Source organism: Williamwhitmania sp. (genome assembly GCA_035529935.1).
Lineage (GTDB): Bacteria > Bacteroidota > Bacteroidia > Bacteroidales > Williamwhitmaniaceae > Williamwhitmania.
Window position 1 is genome coordinate 14,384 of record DATKVT010000161.1, and the last position, 12,782, is coordinate 27,165.

Annotated in this window: 9 protein-coding genes and 1 riboswitch; of the genes, 8 read left to right on the forward strand and 1 reads right to left on the reverse strand. The window is 46.9% G+C overall.

The genetic code is table 11. The features are described 5' to 3' along the window. Positions 1-84 precede the first annotated feature (84 nt). On the forward strand, positions 85-1,428 hold the full coding sequence (locus tag VMW01_12160) for a phosphomannomutase/phosphoglucomutase (GenBank protein ID HUW07004.1): 1,344 nt from the start codon (positions 85-87) through the stop codon (positions 1,426-1,428). Between the two features lie 179 nt (positions 1,429-1,607). Here VMW01_12160 and VMW01_12165 read toward each other — a convergent pair whose 3' ends face one another. Further along, positions 1,608-2,492: a hypothetical protein gene (locus VMW01_12165; GenBank protein HUW07005.1), complete on the reverse strand. Its 885-nt coding sequence runs from the start codon at positions 2,490-2,492 to the stop codon at positions 1,608-1,610. A 493-nt stretch (positions 2,493-2,985) separates the two neighbouring features. Next, a riboswitch (cobalamin riboswitch) is annotated at positions 2,986-3,169 on the forward strand. 16 nt (positions 3,170-3,185) lie between these two features. Here VMW01_12165 and VMW01_12170 point away from each other — a divergent pair. From VMW01_12170 to VMW01_12200, 7 genes are all read left to right on the forward strand, one after another. After that, entirely contained in the window at positions 3,186-4,316 is a 1,131-nt protein-coding gene (locus VMW01_12170; protein HUW07006.1) for an ABC transporter substrate-binding protein, read from the forward strand. Positions 4,317-4,321: 5 nt separating this feature from the next. Next, positions 4,322-5,338 carry an iron ABC transporter permease gene (locus tag VMW01_12175; GenBank protein HUW07007.1) on the forward strand — a complete coding sequence of 339 codons (1,017 nt, stop codon included), beginning with the start codon at positions 4,322-4,324 and terminating at the stop codon, positions 5,336-5,338. A gap of 11 nt (positions 5,339-5,349) precedes the next feature. Further along, the gene (locus tag VMW01_12180) at positions 5,350-6,357 is read left to right on the forward strand and encodes an ABC transporter ATP-binding protein (protein HUW07008.1); all 1,008 of its coding nucleotides are present in this window, start codon (positions 5,350-5,352) and stop codon (positions 6,355-6,357) included. A gap of 249 nt (positions 6,358-6,606) precedes the next feature. Next, a complete protein-coding gene (locus VMW01_12185; protein HUW07009.1) occupies positions 6,607-8,751 on the forward strand; it encodes a Tex family protein in 2,145 nt (714 codons plus the stop codon). 582 nt (positions 8,752-9,333) lie between these two features. Beyond that, positions 9,334-10,719 carry a sugar MFS transporter gene (locus VMW01_12190; protein ID HUW07010.1) on the forward strand — a complete coding sequence of 462 codons (1,386 nt, stop codon included), beginning with the start codon at positions 9,334-9,336 and terminating at the stop codon, positions 10,717-10,719. A 146-nt stretch (positions 10,720-10,865) separates the two neighbouring features. Beyond that, positions 10,866-11,813: an alpha/beta hydrolase gene (locus VMW01_12195; GenBank protein HUW07011.1), complete on the forward strand. Its 948-nt coding sequence runs from the start codon at positions 10,866-10,868 to the stop codon at positions 11,811-11,813. Positions 11,814-12,255: 442 nt separating this feature from the next. Beyond that, on the forward strand, positions 12,256-12,624 hold the full coding sequence (locus tag VMW01_12200; protein ID HUW07012.1) for a hypothetical protein: 369 nt from the start codon (positions 12,256-12,258) through the stop codon (positions 12,622-12,624). The last annotated feature ends 158 nt before the right edge of the window (positions 12,625-12,782 follow it).

A 12,782-nucleotide genomic window follows, 5' to 3' on the forward strand; every position in this document is an offset into this window, starting at 1 on the left:
GTGTTTAAATATTTGCCGCATTGTTGCTGGTATTTTTTCAAATAGCATTATCTTTATCCCCCTTTTAAAAAAAACTTAACGAGTATGGGAGCATTTCATGCGTATGATATCCGTGGCATTTATAACCAGGATTTTAACAAGGATGATGTTTACAAAATGGGCTTTTTCCTGCCTGGTCTACTGGGTGTGAATAAAGTTTTGGTTGGCCGCGATGTGCGGGTTTCTTCTCCAGAGATCTACGAATACCTCACCAAGGGTATTACTGATTCTGGTGCTGACGTCCATACCATTGGCATATCCACTACGCCAATGGTATACTACTCCACTGCTCGCTATGGGTTTAAGGCTTCGGTTCAAATTACCGCATCGCACAACCCAAGGGAGTACAATGGGTTAAAGGTATCGCGCGAAAATGCTCTTCCTGTAGGCTACGATGCCGGACTTGGCGAGCTTGAAAAGTTGGTGAAGAGCGGTGAGGTTAAGGTTAGCGAGAAGAAGGGCCAAATTATCGAGATGGACGTAAGAGAGGAATACCTCACTTTCCTAAAGAAATACTTGGAAGATTATTCCAACCTTAAGATGGCCGTTGACTGCTCCAATGGTATGGCCGCATTCCTAATAAAAGACCTACTGGGCGATGCCCCTGTTTATATCTACGATGAGCTCGATGGCACTTTCCCTAACCATGAGGCAAACCCTCTTGTTCAGGAGAACGTGGCCGATTTAAAGGCGCTTGTGAAGAAGGAGAAGGCCGATATTGGTATTATTTTCGATGGCGATGCCGACCGTGTAATGTTTGTGGATGAGAACGGCAGATTCATATCCCCTGATTTAATTATTGCTTTGTTGGGCCACTACTTCTTTGAGGAGAGAGGTCTCAAGGGTGATGTGCTTATCGATATTAGAACATCCAAGGCCGTTCCGGAATACCTAGCACGCTTTGGTGCCAAGGTGCACATGTGGCGTGTTGGACGTGCATTTGCTGCTCCAAAACTTCGCGAGCTAAACGGCGTTTATGGTGGTGAGTTGGCTGGACATTACTACTTCAAGGAGTTCTTCTTTTCCGATTCAGGATTGCTTGCCAGTCTTCTAGTGCTTAACGTGGTAAGCAAGATGAAGCGTGATGGTACATCTCTCTCGAAGGCCATTGCCGCCATTGAGGCCTACGCCAACTCCGGTGAGATAAACTTCAAGTTGGATAGGAAGCAGGAAGCCATGGACGCTGTTAAGGAGTACTTTGATAAAACGGAGAAGCCAACCGCCTTTTTCGACTTCGACGGATACCGTGTGGAGTTTGCTGACTGGTGGTTTAATATTCGTCCTTCCAACACCGAACCATACCTACGGTTTTTAGCCGAGGCACGCACTACAGCTATGCTGGATGAGAAGGTTGCCAAGGTCAAGGAGATTATCGGCAAGTTTATGTAATAAGGTTTCATAGAGTGTAATAAGTCGCGCAGCGCCGATCAGTAATGGTCGGCGCTGTTGTTATATGGCTGATTATTAATCAAATGCTTGCCTTTCCTATAATAAAAAAAGCTGCCCCTTTAATGGAGCAGCTCAATAATTAGGTTGGCAATTTCTCTTCTTAAATTCGAGGAGGTTAGCTACTTCTTTTTGGCAACGTCATCACTTCCAACAAAGGTGTAAGCATTCTTATCAACAATTGTAGGAGTTCCGTTTGAAACATTAATCTCAAATACAACCCACGTGTCACCCGAAGTTGAGGTTGTTACGGGAGCAGTATATGTCTTTATAAGGCCAGTATTATTAAAGACTCTAACCGTTGTTGGTGATTGGTAAATTTCCAATGCTCCTGTAATGTCTGAATTGGAATAGTTATGCACAGAATACCGATAAACACCATCGGTGTAGCTTAAAATGGTGGTTGTTTCTGGTCCGTAGGAGGTCACATCATCCACGTCCAAATTAACGTTTGAACTAATAGGGTCGCTGTCACCATAATACATGTGAAAACGGCTCGAAGATCCCGATATTGGACCAGTTAGGTGAGAGTCAAGGTCGTCGGGTGAAAGCCCCCAGGTTAGCACTATACGCAAAACACCATCGCCAGTGCCTAATTCTTGCACAACCGTAATAGGATCAAATTCATTTTCCAATGGATCTAACGATATCACAAAATTGTTAATGGTTTGTGCGTAAAAATTGTCAGCAATGATTATCAAGGTGAAGGTGCCAACATAGGCCTCGGTAGAGTTGTAAAAACCATTCGCATCGGTATGAATAACAAATACGGCACTGCTTGATGTTGCTGTTTGTTGAACATCGTTAAGTGCAGGTGATTTTGAAGCGGCATCATAAAAACTAAGAGTTGCATTGGCCAAACCTTCACCTGTTTGTGAGTTAATAATCTGGCCAGTGATGCTCGTTTTTTGTCGATCGGGCGTTGAACTATCCTTCGAGCATGAGCTAAATCCAACAGCAACAATCATTGCTAAGATTGCAATTCGAATCGGTCTAGTTTTCTTCATGATTTCAGTAATTAGGGGTAAATATTAGTTAGGTTTCTCGGTAATATTTATGAATTAATTTCACCGAATGACTAAAAGTAGTAAATGGTTATTTCTAATTTTCTTTTAAATCAAGATTGTTAACAGGTAGATTATTAACAATATGGTTAGGTTGAGTATCTGTAGGGCAACAATTGTCTCGAACGCGATTCTGAATGAAATTTGGATTGTAATCGACTGGGAAAATTTGCTTTTGTTCTCGAAATGAGGTGTGTGTCAGGGTGAAATTTCTTTTGCCATTAATCCTGATTAAAATTATGTGTGGTTGAAAACTTGATGCTTAATGTTGAAATTACCCAATTTACTCTTCTAGGCTATCTGCTAATGAAGTGCCATTTAATTATCATTACTTGAAGCCGAGTCAATCTTGTGCTGATCCACCACCAGAATTTAATCCGCTTTCCCGGGGCTATTTCCTGCTCAATAAAACATTTTTCAAGTCACAGAAAAAGCGTTTCTTTGCATAAGCATTGGTTCCTGAAAAGGAGTTAGGGAATCCCGTTAGAATCGGGAGCTGTACCCGCAGCTGTAAGTCGTGTAACCAATCGTTGGAAAGTGCCACTGTTTGCCAAAAGGCTGATGGGAAGGCTCCAACGGTACGGCGAGCCAGAAGACCTGCCAATGCAATAATGCTTTCGGGAACAAAAGTGTATCATGAAAAAGTTATTGTTTTTGCTTGTTGTTGCTCTAGCAACGTTTTCACTCTCCTCTTGCAACAGGAGTAGCCAGTCTAATGGTTCCAAAGGACTCGTTGAGGTCCCCTTACGGTATGCTAAGTTGTTTAAAGTTTTTAAAGCCAACGGTTACACCCAGTTAGACGTGGTGAATCCGTGGGATACCGCCATACTTCTCCAACGATTTTATCTTGTGCCAAAGCAGGGTGGTATTTTACCACACAAGGTTGATGGCCAAATTATTAGGGTTCCTGTTTCGTCCATGGCCTGTGCCTCCTCTACCGACGTGTGCTATGCACAGCAGCTTGGCCTGCTCGATTCCATCGTTGGCGTTGCCGAACCAAACTATATCAATAATAGTTACCTCCTTTCGCGCCTTGGGGCAGGGAAGGTGGTTGACTTAGGTCAGTCCATGGAGATTAATAGGGAGCAGCTCATCAGAGTAAACCCAAATATCTTCTTTGTCTCACCCTTTAAGGATAATAAATATGCAGCGGTAATGGCATCGGGCATTCCATTGGCAATGGTGTCGGCATATATGGAGGAGCATCCATTGGGACGTGCTGAATGGGTTAAGTTTATGGCACTCTTCTTTGGTAAAGAGGAACGCGCCAACTTCTACTTTGATTCATTGGTCAGTTGTTACCAAAAGCTCGCAAGGGTTGGCCAATCCGCTAAAACCAAGCCAACAGTTTTTTCGGGGAAGCCCTATCAGGGAATTTGGTACGTTTCGCCAGGAAATAGCTACATGGCAAAGCTCTTAGCCGATGCTGGTGCACGCTACCTCTTTGCCTACAAACATGAGCAGGGTGCCATTCCCCTCGACTTTGAAACGGTGTATAAAAAGGCTGCCAATGCTGACTTTTGGGTGATGCTCGAAAATTACCCCGGTCAATATAGCTACTCCATTTTGAAGGACGAGTATGCTCCCTATGCCGATTTTGATGCCTTCAAGAACGGTAGAATAGTGTTCTGCAATACCTACAAGTCCACCTACTACGACGAGGGTATGCTCCAGCCCGATAGGTTGCTGGCCGATTTTATCAAGGCATTCCACCCAGAGCTGCTGCCGAACTACCAGCCGGCCTACTATTCCATGCTTAAAAACTGATTGGTATGAAACGTGGAAAAGCGGTTACTTTCTTGGTCTTGATTATACTTGGGCTATTTGCACTAAACCTAAGCCTAGGCTCCGTTTCCATTCCAATGAAGTGGGTGTTGTCCGCTCTGGCTGGCAGCCATTCCACACCGGAGGTTTTTGCCAATATTCTTATTAAATCGCGGTTACCCCAAGCCATAACGGCAGGACTGGCAGGGGCAGGTCTTGCCATTGCAGGCCTGCTGATGCAAACCCTTTTTCGAAATCCGCTGGCCGGTCCTTCGGTGTTGGGTATTAGCTCAGGTGCCAGCCTAGGAGTGGCAGCAGTAATGCTCATGGCTGGTGTAGGTGGGTTGCTCGGTTTTTCGCTCTATGCCATTTCGGTTGTTGCCGCCTTTATTGGCGCATTTCTGGTTCTGCTGCTTATCACCTATTTCGCATCGCGACTGCACGATAATGCCATGCTGCTCATCCTTGGGCTTATGCTGGGCTACATCACCTCATCGCTGGTTGGGGTGCTCAACTTTTATGCTACAAGTGAAAACGTACACTCCTTCACCCTTTGGGGACTTGGCTCTTTTTCGGGTGTGGGATGGGAACAGATGCCGCTATTCGCCACCCTGGTAATTGTGGGTGTTGGATTTGCCATGGCCATGCCCAAGTGGCTCAACATGCTGCTGCTGGGCGACAACTACGCCAGCAATCTTGGGTTAAATGTAAAAAGGGCTCGGCTTGCTGTTATCCTTAGTGCGGGATTAATTACTGCTGCCATTACCGCTTTCTGTGGTCCAATTGCCTTTTTGGGCGTTGCTGTGCCACAGATTGCTCGCCTGTTGGTGGGGAAGAACGAACATTCAGCGCTTTTGCCGGTTACGCTACTGTCGGGGATGGCAATTTCGTTGCTCTGCAATTTGCTGTCGCGGCTTCCGGGGCTCGATGGTGCGTTGCCGATAAATGCGGTAACCTCTTTTATGGGAGCGCCTATTGTTATTTGGGTTGTGCTCGATAAGCGTCGTCATCGGATATCTTTTTAGGAGGGATGAGCATGGAGATTGTTTTAACGGCGAAGGATCTAACAGTTGGTTACAGCCGCAAGGGTAGCGAGGATTCGGTGGTGCAGAGCAATTTGAACTTGCAGCTACATGCCGGCGAACTTACGTCGCTTATGGGTCAGAATGGTGCCGGTAAGTCGACGCTCATTCGTAGCCTTGCTGGGTTTACAAAACCGTTGGGTGGGGAGGTCTTTGTTCAATCTCGACCAATCAGGAGTCATTCGGAGAAAGAACTCTCTAAGCAAATTGCTGTGGTGCTCACCGAAAATCTTTCGCAGGTTAGCTTAACGGTATCCGAGCTGGTGTCGACGGGTCGTTACCCCTATACCGGTTTTTTTGGTCGACTCTCTGCCCACGATAGACGCATAGTTTGGGAATCGCTGGTAGCAGTGGGTATAGGGCATTTTGCCGGGAAGTTGCTGAGCGAGTTGAGCGATGGTGAGCGCCAAAAGGCGATGGTGGCCAAGGCGTTGGCACAGGAAACCCCCATAATTGTGCTCGACGAGCCTACCGCTTTTCTCGACCTACCTAGCCGAATTGAGATGATGCAGCTACTGCACAGGTTAGCTACTGAACGCCATAAGGCCATCCTGCTCTCGACCCACGATTTGGAGCAGGCGTTGCGCTTTTCCGATACCATTTGGCTCATCGATGGCGACAAGCAGGTGGAGTGTGGTTCACCGGAAGATCTCCTGCTGCACGGTGAAATTATGAAGTTTTTTGGTCGCGATGGGATTGTTTTTGATGACTTGAGTGGAACCTTTCGGGCTGAGAATACCGCCTGCTGTGAGGTAGAGCTCATCGGCGAGGGCATTATTCGCCACTGGGTTGCCAACGCCCTTTACCGAAATGGTTTTATCCCTTCTGCTCAGCACAACCTTCCCATTTGCATCGAGATAAAGCCCGGTATACCTACCGAATTTATACTATCTAAACCCGATTCCTCACCGGTAAAGATGATGAGCGTGGAATCGTTGATGCGCGAGCTAAGAGCCTCCTAATAGGCAGCTATGTCATTGTTTCGTTTTTAAATCTTTTCTGATAGTTGAAGGTGTTCGGTGAAAGTATAGACTGAAGAAACTAGGAACTAGAAACTAGAAACTAGAACTGACCGAAGGGAGCTCGCCGAAGGCAAACAAGAAATTTCCTATCACTCCTCCCTCTCCAATCTTCTCGTAGGTGCGAAGGAGTTTACCCCATTTTTTCTTACCTTTGATATCCGACATTTGTCGACCAAAAATAGTTTCATAATGGCAGAAGAGATTATTCGTAAGCATGTTGAGCTCATCGCTCAGGAATTAAATGTTAAGGATTGGCAGGTGGAAAATACCATCGGCCTATTTTTGGAGGGTGCAACGGTTCCGTTCATCAGCCGCTACCGCAAGGAGCGCACTGGCACCCTCGATGAGGTGCAGGTTGCAGGCATTAAGGAGCAGCATGCAAAGTTTGTGGAGTTGGAAAAGCGGCGAGAATCCATTCTCAAAACCATTGAGGAGCAGGGCAAGCTTACCGATGATCTGAAAGCAAAAATCACAGCCAGCTATGATATTGGCGTTCTCGAAGATTTATACCTACCATACAAGCCAAAGCGCAGAACGCGTGCTATAATTGCTCGCGAAAAAGGGCTAGAGCCACTTGCCACCCTCATTATGCGGCAGGATAGGGTTGACCCAGCAGAAAAGGCGCTTAGCTACCTCAACGACGAGGTGCCCGATGTGGAGGAGGCGCTGCAGGGTGCACGCGATATCATTGCCGAGTGGGTGAACGAGAGCGCAAAGGCCCGCGGGTCGATGCGCAGAATATTTAGCCGCGATGCCGTTGTCTCCTCAAAAATGGTGAAGGGGAAGGAAGAGGATGGTGCCAAGTATAAGGATTACTTCGATTTTTCGGAACCGCTTCGGCGTTGTCCTTCACACCGGCTGCTTGCCATGCGCAGGGGGCAGGAGGAGGGCTTCCTGAAAATCTCCATCGACGTGGATGGTGAAACAGCCAATGAGGAGCTATTTAGGCTATTTGTGACCGGGAAGGGTAGCACTAGCGAGCAGGTTGGTCTCGCTGTGGAAGATTGCTTCAAGCGGCTTCTTGGCCCCTCCATGGAGACGGAGTTTATGGGTCTTTCGAAGGAGAAGGCCGACGAGGAGGCCATTCGCGTATTTGCCGATAACCTTCGGCAGCTACTGTTGGCCTCACCGCTGGGACAGAAGCGCATTCTGGCCATCGACCCAGGATACCGCACCGGCTGCAAGGTGGTGTGCCTCGATGCTCAAGGAAATATGTTGCATAACGAAACCATATACCCTCACCCGCCACAGAGCGAATCGGGTCTTGCCATGAAAAAGGTGGAGTCGCTGGTGGATGCCTACCGCGTTGATGCCATTGCCATAGGGAATGGTACCGCCAGCCGCGAAACGGAGCATTTTGTAAAGAAGATAAGGTTTCCCCGGGAGCTACAGGTGTTTGTGGTTAGCGAAGATGGTGCCTCCATCTATTCGGCTAGCCCAGTGGCTAGGGAGGAATTTCCCGAGTATGACGTTACCGTTCGTGGGGCCATATCCATTGGGCGCAGGCTCATGGACCCCCTCGCAGAGCTGGTGAAAATTGATCCAAAATCCATTGGTGTGGGGCAGTATCAGCACGATGTTGATCAGCCAAAGCTCAAGCAGAGCCTCGATATGGTGGTGGAGAGTAGCGTAAACATGGTTGGGGTTAACCTCAACACGGCCAGCAAGCACCTGCTTACCTACGTTTCGGGTCTTGGACCGCAGCTTGCCCAAAATATTGTGGACTACCGAAAGGAGCAGGGGCCATTTGGCTCTCGCAAGGAACTGCTCAAAGTTCCCCGCTTGGGAGCCAAGGCGTATGAGCAGTGCGCTGGATTCTTACGCATTCCGGAGGCGAAAAATCCGCTCGACAATAGCGCCGTTCACCCCGAGAGTTACCATATTGTGGAGAGGATGGCTGCCGACCTGCAGTGCAGCGTGGCCGACTTGCTTGCCAATGAGGCGCTTCGCAAGAGGATAGATATTAAAAAATATGTTACCGCCGAGGTGGGACTGCCTACCCTGCAGGATATTGTGAATGAGTTGGCTAAACCGGGTCGTGACCCCCGAACTGCTGCCAAGGTGTTTGAGTTTGCCGAGGGTATCTTCAAAATGGAGGACCTGTACGTGGGCATGGAGCTACCGGGCATTGTTACCAACATTACCAACTTTGGTGCCTTTGTGGATGTGGGAGTGAAGCAGGATGGCCTCGTGCACATATCGCAGCTGGCCAATCGCTACATTAGCAATCCATCCGACGTGGTGAAGCTTCACCAGCACGTAAAGGTAAAGGTTATTGAAGTTGACCTTCCCCGAAAGCGAATACAGCTAAGCATGAAAGATCTCGAGCAGTAGCTCATGGAAAAGACCGGTTATCAGCCGGTCTTTAAATTTTTTTTTATTTTTTTCTCCTCAATTAAATCGATTGCGCTCCCCATCTTGGCTGCCGGACACCTTGTAATGCTTTGAAGTCGTTTAAATTGTGCATATTTTTGTAGCGCAAATTAATTCCATCTCAACCGATTTTTTAGTTAAAGTTTGTATCGATGTTTTTGATACATTTTCTGAAAACAAAAAGTGGGTTTTGGTGAATTGCCGAGTCGAAAAGTGACCAGGTTTAGCCTTACTGCAACAAAAAATTTTGCCAATTGGGCTTGTTGAGACTTGAATTCAAAAAAAAGTGCGGCTCAGTTTGAAAAGAATAATTTCATAGGTTTTTTTTATAGGTAGGTGAATGGTTTAGTTTATTAGGTTGATTGTTAAGTTGGTTTATTGATTGAAAGAGGGTGGGGAAGAGTGAAAATGTGGTACTACAACAGTTCTACATCACTTCTTCCCCTTTCTTTTTTGCTACATCACCGCTTTTTACATTGAGTTAACTGTTTACCTTTGGGCCACCGGCTTAAAGTCAAAGTAAAATATAAAACAGTTTAACCTATGGCATCAACACCTGTAAACACCTCCAGTGTGAAAGTTAGTGGAACCGTTACCAACTACCGTGGGCCATTATACTTGCTAACCACACTCTTTTTCATGTGGGGCTTTATAACCTGCCTCAACGACATTCTTATTCCCCATTTAAAGGCGCTGTTCGAGCTCAACTACACCAAAACTATGCTAATTCAGCTGACGTTTTTTGGTGCCTACGCTTTGATGTCGATGCCGGCAGGATTTGTGATTGGCCGCATCGGATATAAGCAGGGAATTGTTCTTGGGCTAGTGGTTACCGCTGTTGGTGCACTGGGATTCTATCCTGCCTCAGTTGTTATCAGCTATGGACTGTTTTTAGGTAGCCTTTTTGTATTGGCCACAGGGATTACCATACTTCAGGTGGCTGCCAACCCATACGTAGCCATTTTAGGCCCTCCTGAGTCTGCTTCGGGACGGTTGAATATGACGCAGGCTTTTAACTCACTCGGCACAACCATTGCCCCCGTTTTCGGTGGCATTCTTATACTGTCGGGTTCAGCAACAGGTGCGGCAGAAAAGGCAGGTGCCGTGCAGCTACCATATATTGGAATAGCCGTGGTGCTGCTTGCCATTGCTGCGGTGTTTGCTTTGGCCAAGCTACCTGAGATTAAGGCTGGAGGCGAAAGTGCCATTGCTACGGGTAGCGCTTGGCAATACCGTCACTTGGTTTTGGGTGCCATTGCCATATTTGTATATGTGGGCACCGAGGTTTCCATTGGTAGCTTCCTTATCAACTTCTTTGGTTTACCCGAGATAGGCGGCTTGCACGAGGCCGATGCTTCCAAGTATGTGGCACTCTACTGGGGTGGTGCCATGATTGGTCGGTTCTTTGGAGCCATTTCGTTAACGCACTTTTCAAAACCTGAAAACCGCTATGGCCTATACGGTGGCATACTCGTAGGTTCGTTTGGATTAGCCTATTTCCTTACCAAGGATTTGCACCTTGCCTCGCTGTTCCTCATATTTGTAGCCGTTAACCTTGTAGGTTTCTTTATTGGAAAGAATAGGCCCAACAGAACGCTGGCCATTCTTGCCGGTGCTGCTTCGCTGCTGGTGCTGGTAACTGTCTCCACCACCGGGCACTTTGCCATGTGGCCCATTATTGCCGTAGGACTCTTCAACTCCATAATGTTCCCAACCATATTTACCTTGGCTATCGACGATTTGGGACCGCATACCAGCCAGGCCTCAGGAATTCTCTGCATGGCTATTGTGGGTGGTGCCGTTCTTCCATTCATAATGGGCATGTTGGCCGACCGTTTTGGCGTTCACCACGCCTTTGTGCTGCCCATGCTAGGATACCTCTACATCCTATTCTATGGAGTAAAGGGTTATAAAAAAATTGCAAATTAGGTGCTTCAATTAGGTTTATTTGTTTGTTTGGGCAGACCTTCGGGTCTGCTTTTTTTTGCACTCTCGTAACCAGATTTTGTTCGGAGCGAAGTAATTTCTCCAATATTCGCTATTTTCGTAACCGTTAAACCATTACTCCTACATCGATGGCATTGCGAAAAGGTCATATTCTCCGAGGGATTTCAATTGCACTACTTGTGGTGCTGGTTGTCTGGTTTGGCGTAGGCTACTACTTTGCCCGCGTGGCGGTGGGGAAGTTTAACACCCGCACCTTCTACTCCTCACTGGAGACGCAGCGCCACGACTCCACCTTTAACATTGCCCGGTGGGATACGCTGGTAAAGCAACCGCTGGTGCTAAACTCCCACTATGGCTACCAGCTGAAAGGTTTGCTGGTGGAGAATCCGCACCATGTAGATACCACCATTGTTATCTGCCACGGTATTGGCTGCAACAAGTGGCTCATGATGCGCTACGCCGATCTCTACCTCGACCTAGGTTTTAACGTGGTGCTCTACGACCAGCGCGCGCATGGCGAGAGTGGCGGAGCCTTTTGCTCCTATGGCTACTTCGAAAAGTACGACCTGCAGCAGATGGTGGACACCATCGCCGTTCTGGAGCCGGGCGGAGTGATTGGTGCCCACGGCGAATCGATGGGGGCAGCCACGGTGCTGCAGCACGCCGGCATGATAAACGCCAACCTGCCCGATTCCCTACCACATGTATCGTTCTACATTGCCGACTGTCCCTACTCCGACCTTAAGGCCGAGTTTGCCTACCGGCTCAAGGCCGAATATCACCTGCCCAACCTTGGTTTTGTGGATATGGCCAGTCTCTGGTCGCGGTTACTCTACGGCTTTTGGTTTGGCGATGTAAGCCCCATTGCCTACATACAAAACGTTAAGGTGCCAGTTCTCTTTATCCATGGCGATGCCGACACCTACGTGCCCACCACCATGAGCGAGGCGCTCTACGCCAAGAAACCCGCCCCTAAAATGCTCTACCTCTCACCCGGCGCCAACCACGCCAAATCCTATATTGTAAACAGGGCGGAGTATAGAAGCAAGGTAAAGGAGTTCTTTGGGAAGAGGTGACGAGTGACGGAAAGGTGACAGGTTACAAAAAAGACCGGAGAAGGAAGTCCGAAGATCAAAGTTGTGTGGCGGCTGCCATATACAGCCTAAACTCCTCCGTGTAGCCCTGCGAAAACGCCGTGAAACTCTGTGCTGCTGGGAATCAGGAATCAGGAACCAGAACCGACCGAAGGGAGTTCGCCGAAGGCAACCTAGAAACTAGTGTCACGTCCTAAAAAATGTCTACACAAGACCACAGAAATTTACACCATCGAGGTAACCAAAGCCTAAAAAAATATTAAGTCATCGTAGACGGTCTATAAATTAATAATAGATTTGCGAATTATACGGTTAAAACCGCACAATACATACCAATATGGGCGTGTATATATAGCCTTTCCGTATATATAAACGAGTTGTAGGGCATTTGGGCAGACTGCTAAACAGATAACCATTAGATAAAATGAGACTATACATAAAATGTTCTGATTGCAATAATGATATTTCATTCTGGACTTGGTCATCTGACAGAGTTGATTTAAAAATGATTCATGGTAACAAAATTGAGTTAGATTGTAAAAACTGCAATACGACTAAAAAATATTATATTGACGATTTGAGAGCAAAGAAAAGTAAGATTGCACTTATAATTGCATCGATGATTTTTATTATCGGGACTCCGATTGCATTAATATTATTATGGGATTATATTTGGCAGACTGGACTTTATGGCGCATTTGGACTGATTTTAATAATCGGTATTCCGAGCACCGTTTATGGAATAATTAATAAAAATGATAGTCAACGAGTATCTATATTTAATCGTAGCTAATGGAAGAAAGATATTTAAAAGCAAGATTCAACTCACAAATGCAACTTGGGTTAACTGATTGTATATTACAGTGGGAGCGATAAACCCTAGCCTTTTTCTAGGCCGACTGTTAAGCATCTCTTCCACCCACTGAACCTGCTCCTGCGTTATCGTTTTAA